This is a genomic window from Stenotrophomonas sp. 05L413, from assembly GCF_056397945.1.
This window is the reverse complement of record NZ_JBFTOL010000008.1, coordinates 1-17,811: the sequence shown is the minus strand read 5'-3', so window position 1 is coordinate 17,811 and position 17,811 is coordinate 1. Positions and strand designations below refer to the sequence as shown.

Below are 17,811 nucleotides of genomic sequence, written 5' to 3'. Positions count from 1 at the left end.
TTACGCCACGATCAACCCGAACGACGCCAAGGCGGCCGCTGCCTGGCGCTGTGAAATCACTGCCTTCTTGAACAGCTTGGCGTCCATCACGTTGAGCCCGCTGATGTCAGTGCCGCGCAGGTCAGCGCCTTCAAACCGCGTCAGCCGTGTCTGTGCATTGCGCAGGCTGCCGCCGTTGAACACCGCATCGCGGAAGTCGCAGCCGGACAGCTCGGCCTCGGAGAAATCCATACCCTCCAGCTGCGCCTTGCGGAACGACATCCCGCGCAGGTCCGCACTGACCAGCAGGCAATCGCGGAATTCCAGCGCCCAGCCGGTCACTTCCTGCAGGTGCGCGCCGGTCAGCTTGCAGTCCTGGAACTGCACCGAGGACAGCGTCGCGCGGCGCCAGTGGCTGTTGTTGAGATCGCAGTGCGAGAAGCGTGCATCGCTGAGCAGGGCCGAACTGAAATCGCACTGGCTGCCGCGGCACTTCGTCCACTGGCTTTCTTCCAGCGAGGCCGCCAACCAGCTCGTGCCGGTGACCGAACACTGGTTGAACTGGAACCCATCCATGTCCAGCCGCGAGAAGTCGCCGTGATCGAACGTGCAGCTCTCGAAGACGGCTGCCCGCGGATGCGCGGCGATGATGGCCTGCATGCGCTCGCGGGTGAGGATTTCATCGCGGAAGGTGACAGTGTTCATGCGTCCATTCTGGGTGATGGGCCGGACCAGGGGCAGACTTGAAGGTCGCTGCAGAATGTGTACAAAACGGATCGACGCCAATGCCCGGCACTACCCGAACGTCCAGAACGGCGCTTTGATCCGCTCGCGCCAATAGGTTTCGCCAGCGAGGTAGAACTTCTGCGCATAGGCCTTGGCAAACCAACCCGCGGCCGCGTCGAGATCACGCGTCACACCGGCGCGGCCGCGGCCGAGCAGCAGACCGCTGAAATACTGGCCATACACGTTGCCTTGGTCGGCCGAACGCCGATACCAGCGCAATGCCTCGGCACCATCGCGCGGCAGGCCCATGCCCAGTTCGTACATCGCACCCAGATCCACCTGGGCATCGGCATCGCCACGTTGCGCACGCCGCTGGATGTCGACGACCAGCGGATGCAGAGTGCCATCCGGCTGCGCGGCGATCGCCTGCGGCAGCCGCGAGGATTCGGACGGCATGTGGTGGTAGATCGTCGCGCGCAGGTCCCAGCGCAGCGCGCTGGCCGTGTCACCGCGTTCGCGATGGAACTTGGCCAGCATCAGCATCGCCATCGGGTTGCCGTGGTCGGCGGCAGCGCGGTACCAGCGCTCTGCCTTGCGCGGTGACGCGCGCAGCGCAGGGCCCTGGAGGATGTTCGGGCCGGTGCCATGCAGCAGCTCACCGTGGGTCCAGATCCGGCCCAGTGCCTCTTCGGCCTGGGGGTTGTGGAAGCTCCACGGGGTGACGGCGGCGGCACGCTCGTACCAGGTCACCGCGCGCGGGTCGTTGAAGGTTTCGTAGGTTCTCGCGGCGTCCCAGGCACTGTCGAAGCCGCCATCGGCCGCCTTGGTCTCGAGCGACTGCACGATGCTCGGAGGCGTCCGCGAGGGGGCGCTGCTGCAGGCGATGAGGAAGAGGAGCAGGGCGATGCCGCCCAGGCGTGAAGCGATGCGTCCGATGCGAGGGGTCATGCCAGCCAGGGGGTACACAAGGGCGGTGATTATCGCCCGCCCCAACAGCCCCGGGTTGTCCGCGGCGGTCGGTTTGGTTGCCATCGAAACAGTTGCACCGCCGCCCAAACCCGGTTACGGTCGGTCCATGTCCTCGTTCCCGGCCACCGCTGTCAGCAATACCAACCGCACTGATCTGCGCGCGAATAATCGTGCGCGGCCGATGCGGGACTGCGACCAGGGCTAGTACAAGCAACACGCCCGGACCCCAGAAAACCCGCATCGTCCGATGCGGGTTTTTTTGTGGCCCGGGTTTACCCCTTCCGGGCCTGGGTGGCCGGTCGAATGCCTGCAATACGTGTATTCCCCCATCATCAGGAGCTGTTCCCATGTGTTCGATTTTCGGTATTTTCGGCCTCCAGGCCGGCGACGACCTCGCCGCATTGCGCCGCCATGCGCTGGACCTGTCGCAGCGCCAGCGCCATCGCGGCCCGGACTGGAGCGGGGTGTACGTCGATGACGGCGCCATCCTGGTCCACGAGCGCCTGGCCATCGTCGATCCCGCCGGTGGTTCACAGCCGCTGCTCTCCGAAGACGGCGGGCTGGCGCTGGCGGTGAACGGTGAGATCTACAACCACCGCGAGCTGAAGGCCGAGCTGGCCCAGCCGTACGCCTTCCAGACCGGCTCGGACTGCGAGGTGATCAATGCGCTGTACCGCGAAGACAGCCCGGCCTCGTTCCTGAACCGCCTCAACGGCATTTTCGCCTTTGCGTTGTGGGACCGCGCCGAGCAGCGCGTGCTGATCGCCCGTGATCCGATCGGCGTGGTGCCGCTGTACTGGGGCCACGACAAGGATGGCCGCCTGGTGGTGGCCTCCGAACTGAAGTCGCTGGTGGACATCTGCGCCGACGCCGCGCAGTTCCCGCCGGGGCACTGGTATGACAGCGCCACCGACACGCTCACCCGTTACTACGAGCGCCCGTGGCGCGACTACGATGCGGTCGAAGGCGTGGAGGCGGATCGCGTCGAACTGCGTGAGGCGTTCGAGCGCGCGGTGCACCGCCAGTTGATGACCGATGTGCCCTACGGCGTGCTGCTCTCCGGGGGGCTGGATTCGTCGCTGGTCGCGGCCGTCGCCGCGCGCTATGCCCGCCACCGTGTCGAAGATGGCGATCAGAGTGAAGCCTGGTGGCCGCGCCTGCACTCCTTCGCGATCGGCCTGAAGGGCTCGCCCGATCTGGCGGCCGCCGCCATCGCGGCCGAAGCCCTGGGCACCGTACACCACGGTTTCGAGTACACCTTCGAAGAGGGGCTGGATGCGCTGCCGGAAGTGATCCGCCACGTGGAAACCTACGACGTCACCACCATCCGCGCCTCCACGCCGATGTTCCTGCTGGCGCGCCGGATCAAGGCGATGGGCGTGAAAATGGTGCTGTCCGGTGAGGGCAGCGATGAGATCTTCGGTGGCTACCTGTACTTCCACAAGGCGCCGAACGCGCGCGAGTTCCATGAGGAGCTGGTGCGCAAGCTCGACGCGCTCAACAACTACGATTGCCTGCGCGCCAACAAATCGATGATGGCCTGGGGCGTGGAGCCGCGCGTGCCGTTCCTGGATCGCGAGTTCCTCGATGTGGCCATGCGCATCGATGCCAAGCACAAGATGGTCGGGCAGGGCCCCGCCGGTGCACGCCGGATCGAGAAGGCGGTGCTGCGCGAGGCCTTCGAAGGCTACCTGCCAGACTCGATCCTGTGGCGCCAGAAGGAGCAGTTCAGTGACGGTGTCGGCTATGGCTGGATCGACGGGCTCAAGGCCCATGCCGAAGCCCAGGTCAGTGACCGGGTGATGGCCGCGGCGGACAAGCGCTTCGTGCACAACCCGCCGCAGACCAAGGAAGCCTACTTCTACCGCCACGTGTTCGAGCAGTACTTCCCCACCCAGGCCGCGGCGGAGACCGTACCGGGTGGCAAATCCATCGCATGCTCCTCGCCAGCGGCGATCGCGTGGGACGCCAGCTTTGCCGCGATGGCCGATCCCTCCGGGCGCGCCATCGCCGGCGTACACGAACAGGCACTGGCCTGATCGGATGTGCCACACCGCCGCGTCGTCCGCGGTGGTGTGGCGACGCGTGCAGCCCGTAGAATCGCCCCTTCAATCGATGGGGATCGGTCATGGACTCTGACACCACCGGCATGCGCCGCAGCGGGCTGGCCTGGCGCTACCTGGGCTGGGTGGCGCTGCCGCTGTTGATCGGCCTGGGCCTGGCGCGGTTTGCCGGCCCGGCCGTGACCGCGCAGGTGGCACGTGCAGAGTCCTCGCTGGGGGCCGACTGGGCTGGGCATCTGCATGCGCCGCTCGGTCTGTTCCTGCTGCAGTTGCTGGTGTTGCTGATGGTCGCCAAGGGCGCGGGCTGGGTGTTCCGCCGCCTGGGCCAGCCGGGGGTGATCGGTGAGATGGCGGCCGGCCTGATGATGGGGCCGCTGGTGCTGGGCGCCGTGTTGCCGCAGGTACATGGCGTGCTGTTCCCGCCGGCATCGCTCGGTCCGCTCGGTCTGCTCAGCCAGCTCGGCGTGCTGATGTTCCTGCTGGTGGCCGGGGCGGAGCTGGATCTGGGCGGACTGCGGGGGCGACGTCGTTTTGCCTTCGTGGTCAGCCATGCCGGCATCGCGGTGCCCTTCGTGCTGGGCGTGCTGCTCGCGATCTGGCTGTACGGTGCACACGCGCCGTCGGGCGTGGGCTTCACCGGCTTCGCGTTGTTCGTGGGTATTTCATTGAGCATCACCGCTTTCCCGGTGCTGCTGCGCATTCTGGCCGACCGGGGCATGACCGGCACGCCGCTGGGCCAGACCGCCATCGCCTGCGCCGCGCTCGGTGATGCCACTGCATGGTGCCTGCTGGCCCTGATCGTGGCGGCTGCGCAATCGCAGGGCTGGGTGCCCGCGACGATCAATCTGGTCTGCGTGGTCGCCTTCGTCGCGCTGATGCTGGGCGTGGTGCGCCCGTGGTTCTCGCGCCTGGTGATCGCACCGGGCCAGGAAGGACGCTGGCTGCTGATCATGCTGTTGATGGCGCTGGCCTGCGCGCTGGTTACCGAGATGCTGGGCATCCACGCGCTGTTCGGCGCCTTCGCGGCGGGGGTGGCGGTGTCCGGCAACGCCACCCTGCGGCATACCGTGGCCGAGCGCGTCGAGCCGTTCGCGGTCACCTTGCTGCTGCCGCTGTTCTTCGCCATGACCGGCCTGCGCATGCGCGCCGATGCCCTGCAGGCCAGCGACCTGGCGCTGTGCCTGATCGTGATCGTGGTGGCCACGCTGGGCAAGCTGATCGGCACCTGGAGCGCAGCGCGCAGTGCCGGCATGGACAACCATGAGGCGTGGAAGCTGGGGGCGCTGATGAATACCCGCGGCCTGATGGAGCTGATCGTGCTCAACCTGGGCTACGAGCTGGGCTTCCTCGGCGACCGCCTGTTTGCCGTGCTGGTGATCATGGCCCTGGTGACCACGGCCATGACCGGGCCGCTGCTCAACGGGATGGAGCGCTGGAAGCGGCAGTAGGGCGTTGACCCCGTGATCATTCCACGGGGACCAGCGTCAGCGTGTACGCGGTCTTGCCCGGCAGGAACGGGGTGGGTGTTCCCTGCACCCAGGCGTCGTGTCCGGCGCCCCAGAACGGTGACAACGGGTGACCGCTCTGCCCACCGGGCATGTGGATCCATCCCTCGGCTTCGTGGCCGGGCGAGACCACCATCCGCTGCGACGCCCCGAATGCGGGCCCCTGCACACGGGGCATGTCGCGGTCGCCGGGCAACCGATCGGCGGGCATGCACAGCCATCGTCGGGCGACGTTGGGCAGGGCGCGACTGACCGGGTGACAGATCGAGGCGGTGTTGCGTTCGCCCCACGTACGCGCCTCCAGCGGTCCCTGACTGCTCAGGTCTGCCTCCAGCGCCTTGGCGGTATCGGCCAGCAGCGCATGCCAGCTGGAGTACGGAGGCGGCAGCAGATGCGCCGGCCGTTCGCTCACCAATGGCCACAACACGCCCTCGAACTGCCCCAGTCGCGGCTCCAGATAGGCCTCGCCGAGCTGTGCTTTCGCTGGCGCGAGCAGGCCTTCGCCAACGCGGTCGATCAACATGCCGCGGAAACCGCGGGTGATCCGGTAGCTGACCGAATCGACGCCCGCATGGCCCTCCCATCGCCGGGTTGCGACCTCAAGCCGCTGCAGGGCAGGGTCATCGCTGGTGGTGACGATCTCGCGCAGCAGGTGCCACCAACGCGTGAGCAGCAGGGCGCGATCGTCGAGCTGGATCGCCAGCAGGTCGGCTTCGGTGAAGCGCTCTTTCGCCATCAGGCCATCGCGGATCTGCCGCCCGCGTGCACCCAGGTCGTAGCCCCCGTTCCCGGCGATGGCCAGCGCGTCCCCATCGAGTACACGGCCGTTGGCGGTCCACAGCCGATGGGAGGGGGGATCGATCAATGCGGGCGCGCTATCGCTGCGGATCGCCCACGGCGTGCAGCTCGCGGGCGCCGTGATCGTGTTGCCGTCTGGCGGGCAGCCCGCAGCGCGATCCGGGCGTGTGCCGATCAACCGCCAGGCGATGCGTCCGTTACGGTCGGCGATCACCAGATTCTGCGCGGGAATACCGCTGCGGTCGGCGACCTGGAACGCCTGGTCAAGATCCCTTGCGCGCGCCATCTCGGCAAAGTCCAGACGGACCGCACCGGGAAGCTGCGCTGTCCAGCGCAGTGCCTCGCCACTGCCGTCCGGCCGTTCGTGGAGTACCGGACCCCAGGCGGTCTCGCGCACGCGCAGCGTCACCGGCGCTTGACCGGCGACGCGGATACGCTCTTCATGCGTGGTGATGCCTTGGGCATCGGCGGGTACGCTGCGGAAATCGGCGGTGTCGATGTAACTGTTGGTGAAGCCCCAGGCAACGTGTCCGTTGCTGCCGACGACGATGGCCGGCAGGCCGGGCAGCGAGAAGCCGCTGACATCGACGCGCCCGTCGGGCGCCTGCGGATCGGGATAGCGCAGCCGTACCCGGAACCAGAGATTCGGCGCGCGCAGTCCCAGGTGCATGTCGTCGGCGACGATGGCGCGGCCGTCCGTGGTCAGTGCACCGGACACGGCGAAGTTGTTGCTGCCCAGCACGTCCGGGTCCAGATGACCGGCGGCGGCACCGGTTGCCTGCGCCGCATCGAGCCGTCGGAGATCGAGCGCCGTGGCGTCCGGTAGCGGGGCGTTGCCGCGCGCCCCGCCAAACAGGGGGGCATCCCACTCGCTGCCCTCGTGGCTGAGCAGTGCATACAGCGCCGGTGGCACCACCGCGCGGATCCGCGCCATCGCCAGTTCGTTCTGATTGGTGGGGTCCTGCAGGTCGGCATACATCGCCAGCCCGGTCAGCACGCTGTCTTCGGTCCGCCACGGTGCGGGCGCCTGGCGCAGCAGCAGATAGGGCCAAGGCCGTACCCGAAGATCCGCGACACCTTGGTTGATGCCGTCCACATAGGCCTGCAGGGCAGCGGCACTGCTGCCCGTGGCAACCTCCAGGTGGGCCTCGGTGCGCGCCCGCAGCCGGTGCACGCGCATGCGCTTGTCCATCTCGATCGCCGCCGGGCCGAACAGCTCGGCGAGCTCGCCAGCGGCAGTACGGCGCATGAGGTCCATCTCGAAGTAGCGCTCCTGCGCATGCACCAGACCCAGCGCCCGCATCGCATCGGCCTGGGTTCCGGCCTCGATGGTAACCACGCCCAAGGCATCCCGGGTGATGCTCGCCGGCGCCGCCAAGCCGGTCATGGGCTGTTCGCCTTCCAGGCGGGGCAGGCTGCCGCGCAGCAGCCACCACACCATCAAAACCGCCGCCAGCGTCAGTATCAACACTCCCCAGACCAACCGCTTCAGCCAATGCCGCATCCCGCGCGTCCCCCTGTAGGTGTGGTTCGATTGTAGGGAGGCGTGAACGCCCTGTGCACGCCGACCGAAGCGCAACTGCAACTGATTCCGATTAGATCACCGGAATTCCAGATAGGGCACCATGCGCGCATTGATTCATCAGGAGCACCCCCCATGAAAGGCAACCCGGACGTCATCGCCTGCTTGAAGGAACTGCTGCGCGGCGAGTTGGCTGCGCGCGACCAGTACTTCATCCATTCGCGCCGCTACGAAGACCAGGGCCTGTTCGCGCTCTATGAGCGCCTCAACCACGAGATGGAAGAAGAGACCCAGCACGCCGACGCGCTGCTGCGCCGCATCCTTTTCCTCGGCGGCGACCCGGACATGCGCCCGCATGTGTTCGAGCCCGGCGTGACCGTGGAAGAGATGCTGCAGAAGGACCTGGAGACCGAGTACAGCGTCCGCGACAACCTGGCCGCCGGCATGAAGCTGTGCGAACAGCACCAGGACTATGTCAGCCGCGACATGCTGCTGGTGCAGTTGAAGGACACCGAAGAAGACCACGCCTGGTGGCTGGAGCAGCAGCTGGGCCTGATCAAGCGCATCGGCCTGGCGCTGTACCAGACCAGCAAGATGGATGCGAAAGGCACCGCTGCGCACTGAGTGCGGCATCGGGTTCCGCACGCCAGCCAGCCTTCGCCAGCCAGCTGCTGAACCCCCGTCCGCCCGCCAGCCTCTGCCAGCCAGCTGACGTTGATTCGAACAGAGAGGCCGGGGAAACCCGGCCTTTTCTGTGGGCAAAAAGGTTCTCCCTCCGTCCACGTGGCAAGCCTGAAGCGCTCTGAACCTTTCAGTCGCGGCCGCAGGTGGGTCGAGCGCTGGGCCGCGATGCCCTTGCCGGCGAATGTCCCCCGGCGTCGGCCTGCGGCCGCCACCTCCTCCTTTATTTCGCCCACAAGGGCATCGCGACCCACGTATAGAGACCACTGGCGCTTCACAGCAATGCCCGGTGTTACGCCTGCGCGCCGCGAGCCGAGCCCCGTAGCGGCCGGCAGGCTCCTGGGCAAAATCAAGGAGGAGGACGTCGCCGTCAGGCGGCGGCCGGGGGACATTTGCCGAGGGGCCTGCCGGTCGCTACGGGGCGCCTCACGGTCGCGGCAGACCCGAGCGGAGACACCGCCAGATCCAACATGCACCGCAGGCGCTCCCTTCGTTGGGAGAAGAACAAAAAAACGGCCGGGTTTCCCCGGCCGTTCCGATTCACGTCAACACCGCGACGCTTACTCCACCGCCAGCCCTTCCACCTTCTGCCAGCCACGCGGCAGCAGATGGCCACGGGTGGCGCGGGTGCCCAGGTAGGTGTCCAGATCCTTGAACGACAGGTTCATCGTGCGCTGGCCGCTGCGGACCAGCAGCGTGTTGCCCGGCGCAACGGACACCACCGCGACCACGCGCTCGGTGGCGAGCTTGGCCTTGGGGATGTCGATGATCTTGTTGCCCTTGCCCTTGTCCAGTTCCGGCAGGTCGCTGGCCGCGATCGCCAGCAGGTTGCCCGAGCTGGTCACGGCCACGATGCGGTCCGTTTCCGGATTGGCGACCACGGCCGGGGTCAGCACCTTGGAGCCGGAGGTCAGGTTGAGCATCGCCTTGCCGGCCTTGTTGCGGCCGGTGAGGTTCTCGAAGCGGGTCACGAAGCCGTAGCCGTGCGTGGAGGCCAGCACGAAGCGCGTGTTGTTCTCGCCGCTGGCCAGCGTCATGAAGGCGCTGCCCGGCGCTGGTGAGAAGCGACCGGTCAGCGGTTCGCCATTGCCACGGGCCGAGGGCAGGGTATGGATCAGGGTCGAATACGCCCGGCCCTCGCTGTCCAGGAACGCCACCTGCTGCGTGCTGCGTGCGCGCACCGAACCGAGCAGCGCATCGCCATCACGGTAGGACAGGGTGGACGGGTCCATGTCGTGGCCCTTGGCCGCACGGATCCAGCCCTTCTCCGAGAGCACCACCGTCATCGGCTCGCTCGGCACCAGCTCGGTTTCATCGATGGCCTGCGCCGCGCCACGCTGCACCAGCGGCGAGCGACGGTCATCCCCGAACTTCTTGGCATCGGCCACCAGCTCATCGCGGATCAGCTTCTTCAGCTTGGCCTTGCTCTCCAGGATGCCGACGATCTTGTCGCGCTCCTTGGCCAGCTCGTCCTGCTCACCGCGGATCTTCATCTCTTCCAGGCGGGCCAGCTGCTTCAGCTTGGTTTCCAGGATGTACTCGGCCTGTTCCTCGCTCAGCGCGAAGCGCGCGATCAGCGCCGGCTTGGCTTCGTCCTCGGTGCGGATGATGTGGATCACTTCATCCAGGTTGAGGAAGGCGATCAGCAAGCCATCCAACATGTGCAGGCGGCGCTCGACCTTCTGCAGGCGATGGTTGAGGCGGCGGGTCACGGTGGTGCTGCGGAACTGCAGCCATTCGCTGAGCAGGGTCTTGAGGTTCTTCACCTGCGGGCGGCCGTCCAGGCCGATCACATTGAGGTTGACCCGGTAGCTGCGCTCCAGATCGGTGGTGGCGAACAGGTGGCCCATCAGCTGCTCGGCGTCCACGCGGTTGGAGCGCGGCACCAGCACCACGCGTACCGGGTTGGCGTGGTCGGACTCATCGCGGATGTCCTCCAGCCACGGCAGCTTCTTGGCACGCATCTGCGCGGCGATCTGCTCGATCACCTTCGACGGCGACACCTGGAACGGCAGCGCATTGACCACGATGTTGCCGTTCTCCTTCAGGAAGGTGGAACGCGCCCGCACGCTGCCGTAGCCGGTTTCGTACATGGTGCGCAGATCGGCGATCGGCGTGATGATCTCGGCGAAGCTCGGGTAGTCCGGGCCTTTCACGTGCTCGCACAGGTCGGTGACCGTCGCATCGGGGTCGTCGAGCAGGTGCAGCAGTGCGCTGACGATCTCGTTGAGGTTGTGCGGCGGCACATCGGTGGCCATGCCCACGGCGATGCCGGTGGTGCCGTTGAGCAACAGGTGCGGCAGGCGCGCCGGCATCCAGGTCGGCTCTTCCAGCGTGCCGTCGAAGTTCGGGGTCCAGTCGGTGGTGCCCTGGTTGATCTCGCCCAGCAGCACTTCGGCGATCGGGGTCAGCTTGGACTCGGTGTAACGCATGGCCGCGAACGACTTGGGATCATCGGTCGAGCCGAAGTTGCCCTGGCCTTCGATCAGCGGGTAGCGGTACGAGAACGGCTGGGCCATCAGCACCAGCGCTTCGTAGCAGGCGCTGTCGCCATGCGGGTGGTACTTGCCGATCACGTCACCGACGGTACGCGCGGACTTCTTCGGCTTGGAGGACGCGTTCAGACCCAGCTCGCTCATCGCGTAGATGATGCGGCGCTGCACCGGCTTCAGGCCGTCGCCGAGGAACGGCAGTGCGCGGTCGAGCACCACGTACATGGAATAGTCCAGGTACGCCCGTTCGGCGTACTCGCGCAGGGGCAGCTGTTCAAAGCCGTGGAACGCGGGGCGGGCAAGATCGGTCATGCGGGATTGTTACCTGTGGCAAGGGACGGCGACGGCTGTCGCCCTCGCAGGCGGATGATTATCCGGATGCGGCCGGGGATGCCAAGCCGCGTGATGGGTTCAGGGGGTGTCCGCTGCGCGCCAGATAGCGCCCGGGCGGGCTGCCGAAGTGGCGGCGGAAGACAGTAACGAAGGCGCTGGGGCTGCTGAACCCCAGTTCGTGCGCGATATCGGACACGCTCTGGCCATCGGAGAGCCGGCGCAGCCCCTCGGCCAGCCGGGCCTGCTGGCGCCATTGCGCGAAGCTGAGCGTGGTTTCATCGCGGAAGTGCCGGGTCAGTGTACGCGGCGACAGCCCGGCCCACTGGGCCCATTGCTCCAGGCTGCGGCCGTCGGCCGGGTCGGCGATCAGCTGCGAGGCGATCCTCAGCAGGCGCCGGTCCTGCGGCATCGGCAGGTGCATGCGCTGGCGCGGCGCATTGCGGATCTCGTCCAGCAGGACCTCGATCATGTGCTGCTGGCGCAGGCTCGGCTCGGCCGCGGGCACCCACGCGGTGACGCGCAGCGAGAGCGCCTGCAGGAGATCGGAAATGGCCAGCACGCAAGGTTCGTCGGGCAGATCACAGGCCATCGGCGCGCTCACGATCACGCCCCAGCCACGCAGCGGCCCGCAGATATCCACCGTATGCGGCTCGCCCGGTGGCATCCAGCCGGCACAGCCCGGTGGCAGCGACCAGGTGCCGTGGCGGGTGCGGGTGGTGAGCAGCCCGGCCTCCACGCAGATCAGCTGGGCGCGCCGGTGCTGGTGCCAGTCGATCTCGCGTTCCAGCCCCTTGGGGCTCTCGATGCGGAAGCCGAGCACGCCCAGTCCGTCATCCCGCTCGAACCAGTCCAGGACCTGGTTGCGGATCATCTGGGTGGCCTCGGTCTCCAGCGCTGGCCTGAAAGTGTTATCCATTGTCCAAATTGTAATACCCGGCCAGTGGCGGGCGCCATTAAGGTAGCGACCTCCCCATTGTTCTGATTGCTGCAACACAGCATTTGGTTCCAAATTAAATATTTCTATTGAGAAATATATTTTTTGGAAGAGAATGCTCACCCATGATCTGCCCTGATGCCCATCCCCCCAGCTTCGGACTCCTGCTGCGCCAAGTGCGCGATGGCCTGGTCCGTCAGCTAGACACGTCGATGGCCGAGGAAAACCTCGGTATTGGCTTCACCCACTATCTCGGCCTGAAGGTGCTCGCGGCACGTGCCCCGTGCACCGCCAACGAGTTGGCCCAGGCCCTGGACCAGGTGCCCAGCGCGGTCACCCGCCTGCTGGACAAGCTGGAAGCCCTGGACTGCGTGCGGCGCGAGCCACATGCCCAGGACCGGCGGGCGCTGCAGATCGTGCTGACCGAGCCGGGCCGCCAGTTGTGGGCCCGCCTCAAACAGCGGGGCGACCAGACCATCGACGACGCCATGCGTGATCTGTCTGCGGACGAACGCGCGCAGCTGCTTTCCCTCATGACCCGTGTACGCGACTCACTGGTAACGCCATGACTTCCATGTTTGAACGTTCTTATTCACTGCGCCCACTGCGGCCGGTGCTGGTCTCCGCGCTGGCGCTTGCGCTGGCCGCGTGTGCCAGCAGCCGCGGCCTGGAGCCGCAGGGCCGCCTGCTCGATGCCGACAGCCTGCAGACCCAGCGCACCCTGGCCGGCACCGGCCTGAGCCAGCCCGGCTGGCCAGCCACGGACTGGTGGCGCGCGCTGGGCGATCCGCAGCTGGACGCGCTGATCGCCGAAGGCCTGCAGCGCAATCCGGGGCTGGACGCGGCCGATGCACGCCTGCGCCAGGCGCGTGCCCAGATCGGCACCGCCCGCGCCGACCGCCTGCCCAGCGTGTCCGCCTCCGGTGGCTACACCGGCGTACGCCTGCCCGAATCGATGGTCGGCGACGAACTCGGCGGCAGCTATGCCGGCAGCGGCCAGGCCTATCTGAGCTTCAGCTACGGCATCGACCTGTGGGGTGGCAAGCGCGCCGCGTGGGAAGCGGCCGTGGACAGCGGTCATGCCGCCGAAGTGGACGCCCAGGCCGCACGCCTGAATCTCTCCGCCGCCATCGCCGAGGCGTATGCGCAGCTCGGTTACGCGTGGACGCTGCATGACGTGGCCAGCGAAGAACTGGCCCGATCGCAGAAGACGCTGGAGCTGACCCGTCAGCGACGTGCCGCTGGCATCGACAGTGACCTGCAGACCCGCCAGGCCGAAGCCCGTATTCCGGCCGCGCAGCAGCAACAGCAGGCCGCGCAGCAGCAGATCGACGAAGCCCGCACCGCGCTCGCCGCGCTGGTCGGGCAGGGCCCCGACCGGGGCCTGCAGATCGTGCGCCCGCAGGTGTTGAACCCGCTGGCCCTGCAGCTGCCCGGCGTGCTGCCGAGCGAACTGCTCGGCCGTCGCCCGGACATCGTCGCCGCGCGCTGGCGCGTGGAAGCAGCCAACCGCGAGATCCACGCGGCCAAGGCCGCGTTCTATCCCAGTCTCAACCTGACCGCCCTGGGCGGCGTGGTCTCCAGTGAAGTAGACCAGCTGCTCAAGAGTGGCTCGACGTTCGCTTTCCTCGGCCCGGCACTGAGCCTGCCGATCTTCGACGGTGGCCGCCTGCGCGCCAATCTGGGCAAGACCGACGCGCAGTACGACCTGGCCGTGGCCGACTACAACCAGTCCGTGCTCAACGCGCTGCGCGATGTCGCCGACCAGGTCAACGCGGTGCGCTCGCTGGCCGACCAGGCCAATGCCCAGGCCCAGGCCGTCAGCACGGCGCGTGCCGCCCATGATCTGGCCGAACAGCGCTACCGCGCCGGCATCGGCAGCTACCTGGATGTGCTCAGCGTCGAAGAGCAGTTGCTGGTCTCCCAGCAGCGGCTGGCCGAACTGCAGTCGCGTCAGATCCTTGTTTCGGTCCGCCTGAGCCAGGCGTTGGGCGGTGGTTTCACCCCGACCAGCGATGCCGCCACGGTCGCCGCCACCCCCGAATCCTCGCATTCCTGAGAGTCATCCCCATGAGTCAGACCTCCGCCCCCGCTGCCGAGAAGGCAGCTCCCTCCCGTCGCGGCAAGCTGCTGCGCGGCCTGCTGGTCATCGTAGTGCTGCTGCTGGCCGCGCTGGCCCTGTGGTACTTCATGTTCGGCCGCTGGTTCGAAGAAACCGACGATGCGTACGTGCAGGGCAACCAGGTCCAGATCACCCCGCTGATCAGCGGCACCGTGGTCGGGATCAACGCCGATGACGGCATGCGCGTCGAGCGCGGCCAGTTGCTGGTCCAGCTGGACCCGGCCGACACCGAAGTGGCCCTGCAGCAGGCCGAAGCCAACCTCGCCAAGACGGTCCGCCAGGTGCGCGGTCTGTACCGCAGCGTGGAAGGTGCCCAGGCCGAATTGAACGCGCGCCAGGTCACCCTCAAGCGCGTGCGCGAGGACTTCAACCGTCGTAAGGATCTGGCCAGCAGCGGCGCGATCTCCAATGAAGAACTGGCGCACGCCCGCACCGAACTGGCGGCTGCCGAAGCCGCCGTGGCCGGTTCGCGCGAGACCTTCGAGCAGAGCAACGCGCTGGTCGATGACACCGTGATCGCCACCCAGCCGGACGTGCAGGCCGCTGCCGCGCAGCTGCGCCAGGCCTACCTCAACAATGCCCGCGCCGGCATCGTCGCGCCGGTCACCGGTTACGTGGCGCGTCGTTCGGTGCAGGTCGGCCAGCGCGTGCAGCCGGGCAATGCCCTGATGGCCGTGGTGCCGACCGAGCAGATGTGGGTGGAAGCCAACTTCAAGGAAACCCAGCTGCGCCACATGCGCCTGGGCCAGGAAGTGGAGCTGCGTTCGGACCTGTACGGCGGTGATGTGACCTACAAGGGCCGCATCGACAGCCTCGGCCTGGGCACCGGTTCGGCGTTCTCGCTGCTGCCGGCGCAGAACGCCAGCGGCAACTGGATCAAGATCGTGCAGCGCGTGCCGGTGCGTATCGCCATCGATGCCAAGCAGCTGGCCGAGCATCCGCTGCGCATTGGTCTGTCGATCAAGGCCGAAGTCAGCCTGCGTGACCAGAAGGGCACCGTGCTGCCGACCGAGATCGCCAAGGGCCAGGTGTTCGACACCGACGTCTACGCCAAGCAGCTGCACAGCGCCGACGATGTGATCCACCAGATCATCCAGCGCAACTTGCCGCAGCAGGGCAAGGCGAGCTGAGGCGACCATGTCCGCACAAGCTCCCGCCGCACCGGGCGCCCCCGCGGCCCCGGGCACGGCCTTCCGGCCGGCCAACGTCGCCCTGTGCACCGCAGGCCTGGCGATGGCCTCGTTCATGCAGGTCCTGGACACCACCATCGCCAACGTCTCCTTGCCGACCATCGCCGGTAATCTCGGTGCCAGTTCGCAGCAGGCCACCTGGGTCATCACCTCGTTCGCGGTCAGCACCGCGATCGCGCTGCCGCTGACCGGCTACCTCAGCCGGCGCTTCGGCGAGACCAAGCTGTTCGTGTGGGCCACGTTGGCCTTTACATTGGCCTCGCTGCTGTGCGGCCTGGCCCAGAGCATGGGCATGCTGGTCGTCTCACGTGCGATCCAGGGTTTCGTCGCCGGCCCGATGTACCCGATCACGCAGAGCCTGCTGGTCTCGCTCTATCCGCGTGAGAAACGCGGCCAAGCGCTGGCGTTGCTGGCCATGATCACCGTGGTCGCGCCGATCGCCGGCCCGATCCTCGGTGGCTGGATCACCGACAACTACAGTTGGGAATGGATCTTCCTGATCAACGTGCCACTGGGCATCTTCGCCGCGCTGGTGGTGGGCAACCAGCTCAAGGGGCGCCCGGAACAGATCGAAAAGCCGAAGATGGATTACGTCGGCCTGATCACCCTGGTGATCGGCGTGGGCGCGCTGCAGCTGGTGCTCGATCTGGGCAACGACGAAGACTGGTTCAGTTCGACCAAGATCATCGTGCTGGCCTGTGTGTCGGTGGTGGCGCTGGCGGTGTTCCTGATCTGGGAACTGACCGACAAGGACCCCATCGTCGACCTGCGCCTGTTCCGGCACCGCAACTTCCGCGCCGGGACGCTGGCGATGGTGGTGGCCTACGCGGCGTTCTTCAGCGTGGCGCTGCTGATTCCGCAATGGCTGCAGCGTGACATGGGCTACACCGCGATCTGGGCCGGTCTGGCGACCGCACCGATCGGCGTGCTGCCGGTGATCATGACGCCGTTCGTGGGCAAGTACGCTTCGCGGTTCGACATGCGCATGCTGGCCACGATCGCCTTCATCTTCCTGTCCTTCACCAGCTTCCTGCGTTCGGGTTTCAACCTGCAGGTGAACTTCGGCCATGTGGCCGGCATCCAGCTGATCATGGGTATCGGTGTCGCCTTGTTCTTCATGCCGGTGCTGCAGATCCTGCTGTCGGATCTGGACGGTCGCGAAATCGCCGCGGGCTCCGGCCTGGCCACCTTCCTGCGCACGCTGGGCGGCAGCTTCGCCGCCTCGCTGACCACGTGGCTGTGGGCACGCCGTACCCAGGAACACCACGCGCATCTGACCGAACACATCTCCGGCTACACCCCGGGCATGCAGGACCAGGTGACCGCGATGGGGCAGGGCGACCTGCAGCATGGCGCGGCGGCGCTCAACAACATGATCAACCACCAGGCCTCGCAGATGGGCTTCAACGACATCTTCTTCCTGCTGGGCTGGATCTTCCTGGCCATCATCGCCTTCCTGTGGCTGGCCAAGCCGCCGTTTGGCGCGGGGGCGGGCGCTGCCTCGGCCGGTGGGCATTGAAGTGCTTGCGGTGAGCTGAAACGAAAAACCCCGCCCAGTGCGGGGTTTTTTGTCAGACTTGTGCATGCTCCGCTGCCCAACTGACGACAGATGCCCCTCTAGTGAGGCGCAAGATTAGTCCTAGCGATCTCACTCCCCCAAGCAGTATGCAGATCGCGACAATGCCTAAGATGATGCTGTAAGGCGGGCCGCGATCAAGGAGCTCGAGCTGAGTGGCTTCCTGAGAAATCGCAGCAAGCGCTGCCAGGACGCCGGTGAGAATGGCCACGATATTGAAGCGGGTGGCCGCGTACTTGGCTTCAAGCTCTAGATGACGGGCCTTGTTCTGCAGCGCTGTTCGCCCAAGGTGGGACAAGCCCTTCGCAACTTGCTCATCTGCTTCATGCCTTTTGTCCATATGCGCATATAGGAACGATCGCGTGGGCATGGTGATGAAGATGGCGAGAGCAGCAAGCCATAAGGCGGCCATGAGGTACATCAGCGAGAGTATGCCCAAGCCCATGGGAAACCATAAGGATGTGTCCTCGTTTCCACTTACGAGTTTGATGATTGTCACGACGATAAGAATTGCGAACCAGCCTACGATGCTCGCAATCGAGATCCTCTCAAACGAGTCATACCAGGACTTAGGGTGAGGCACGGGCCGCAGGTGCTTAAGAACATCCGATGTAGAAAGCAGGTGCGTCTTTTCAGTGCTAACCATCTCAAGTTTCCATCCAGATCTGCAGTCCAATGACGGCATGGAAGGTTGCAACTTGAGGAGAGTGGTTCCTTAGCAACCTACGGCGGTCATTTGACTGGCCCGGAAACGAAAAAACCCGCTTGCGCGGGTTTGATCATTTTCTGAGTCATGGTGCCCAGGAGAGGACTCGAACCTCCACGAAGTTGCCCCCGCTAGCACCTGAAGCTAGTGCGTCTACCAATTCCGCCACCTGGGCGACTCAGGAGGAGAATACCTGGGCGACTCAGGAGGAGAAT

13 protein-coding genes and 1 tRNA gene are annotated in these 17,811 nt (G+C 66.4%); 7 read left to right on the top strand and 7 right to left on the bottom strand.

Going from position 1 to position 17,811, the window contains the following annotated elements; translation table 11 throughout:
• Together AC1DIQ_RS17615 and AC1DIQ_RS17610 are read right to left on the bottom strand one after the other, a co-directional pair.
• Positions 1-684: a pentapeptide repeat-containing protein gene (locus AC1DIQ_RS17615; RefSeq protein ID WP_282262698.1), complete on the bottom strand. Its 684-nt coding sequence runs from the start codon at positions 682-684 to the stop codon at positions 1-3.
• Between the two features lie 90 nt (positions 685-774).
• A complete protein-coding gene (locus tag AC1DIQ_RS17610; RefSeq protein ID WP_478050507.1) occupies positions 775-1,653 on the bottom strand; it encodes a tetratricopeptide repeat protein in 879 nt (292 codons plus the stop codon).
• A gap of 368 nt (positions 1,654-2,021) precedes the next feature.
• Here AC1DIQ_RS17610 and asnB point away from each other — a divergent pair, with 368 nt between their 5' ends.
• Complete coding sequence (gene asnB / locus AC1DIQ_RS17605) at positions 2,022-3,713, top strand: asparagine synthase B (protein WP_461770882.1); 1,692 nt, start codon at positions 2,022-2,024, stop codon at positions 3,711-3,713.
• A gap of 89 nt (positions 3,714-3,802) precedes the next feature.
• Positions 3,803-5,185, top strand: a complete 1,383-nt coding sequence (locus AC1DIQ_RS17600; RefSeq protein WP_478050506.1) for a cation:proton antiporter — start codon at positions 3,803-3,805, stop codon at positions 5,183-5,185.
• 16 nt (positions 5,186-5,201) lie between these two features.
• On the opposite strand, the gene AC1DIQ_RS17595 is transcribed toward AC1DIQ_RS17600, so the two are convergent.
• Positions 5,202-7,544: a penicillin acylase family protein gene (locus AC1DIQ_RS17595; RefSeq protein ID WP_461770883.1), complete on the bottom strand. Its 2,343-nt coding sequence runs from the start codon at positions 7,542-7,544 to the stop codon at positions 5,202-5,204.
• Between the two features lie 153 nt (positions 7,545-7,697).
• Between AC1DIQ_RS17595 and bfr the strand changes: the two genes are divergently transcribed.
• Entirely contained in the window at positions 7,698-8,186 is a 489-nt protein-coding gene (bfr, locus tag AC1DIQ_RS17590) for a bacterioferritin (RefSeq protein WP_121041522.1), read from the top strand.
• Positions 8,187-8,803: 617 nt separating this feature from the next.
• Here the strand turns inward: bfr and parC are convergent.
• Together parC and AC1DIQ_RS17580 are read right to left on the bottom strand one after the other, a co-directional pair.
• Positions 8,804-11,047: a DNA topoisomerase IV subunit A gene (gene parC / locus AC1DIQ_RS17585; RefSeq protein WP_121041523.1), complete on the bottom strand. Its 2,244-nt coding sequence runs from the start codon at positions 11,045-11,047 to the stop codon at positions 8,804-8,806.
• Positions 11,048-11,105: 58 nt separating this feature from the next.
• Positions 11,106-11,984, bottom strand: a complete 879-nt coding sequence (locus tag AC1DIQ_RS17580; RefSeq protein WP_121041525.1) for an AraC family transcriptional regulator — start codon at positions 11,982-11,984, stop codon at positions 11,106-11,108.
• A 143-nt stretch (positions 11,985-12,127) separates the two neighbouring features.
• Between AC1DIQ_RS17580 and AC1DIQ_RS17575 the strand changes: the two genes are divergently transcribed.
• From AC1DIQ_RS17575 to AC1DIQ_RS17560, 4 genes are read left to right on the top strand one after another with little or no spacing between them, the layout of a single operon-like run.
• Positions 12,128-12,571 carry a MarR family winged helix-turn-helix transcriptional regulator gene (locus AC1DIQ_RS17575; protein ID WP_121041527.1) on the top strand — a complete coding sequence of 148 codons (444 nt, stop codon included), beginning with the start codon at positions 12,128-12,130 and terminating at the stop codon, positions 12,569-12,571.
• Positions 12,572-12,576: 5 nt separating this feature from the next.
• Positions 12,577-14,061 (top strand): efflux transporter outer membrane subunit, encoded by a 1,485-nt coding sequence (locus AC1DIQ_RS17570; protein ID WP_152151786.1) that lies wholly within the window; start codon positions 12,577-12,579, stop codon positions 14,059-14,061.
• An 11-nt stretch (positions 14,062-14,072) separates the two neighbouring features.
• Positions 14,073-15,254: a multidrug efflux MFS transporter periplasmic adaptor subunit EmrA gene (emrA, locus tag AC1DIQ_RS17565; RefSeq protein WP_121041531.1), complete on the top strand. Its 1,182-nt coding sequence runs from the start codon at positions 14,073-14,075 to the stop codon at positions 15,252-15,254.
• A gap of 7 nt (positions 15,255-15,261) precedes the next feature.
• Complete coding sequence (locus AC1DIQ_RS17560) at positions 15,262-16,833, top strand: DHA2 family efflux MFS transporter permease subunit (protein WP_478050505.1); 1,572 nt, start codon at positions 15,262-15,264, stop codon at positions 16,831-16,833.
• 52 nt (positions 16,834-16,885) lie between these two features.
• Here AC1DIQ_RS17560 and AC1DIQ_RS17555 read toward each other — a convergent pair whose 3' ends face one another.
• On the bottom strand, positions 16,886-17,536 hold the full coding sequence (locus AC1DIQ_RS17555) for a hypothetical protein (RefSeq protein ID WP_121041535.1): 651 nt from the start codon (positions 17,534-17,536) through the stop codon (positions 16,886-16,888).
• Positions 17,537-17,684: 148 nt separating this feature from the next.
• Positions 17,685-17,771, bottom strand: a tRNA-Leu gene (locus AC1DIQ_RS17550).
• Positions 17,772-17,811 lie beyond the last annotated feature (40 nt).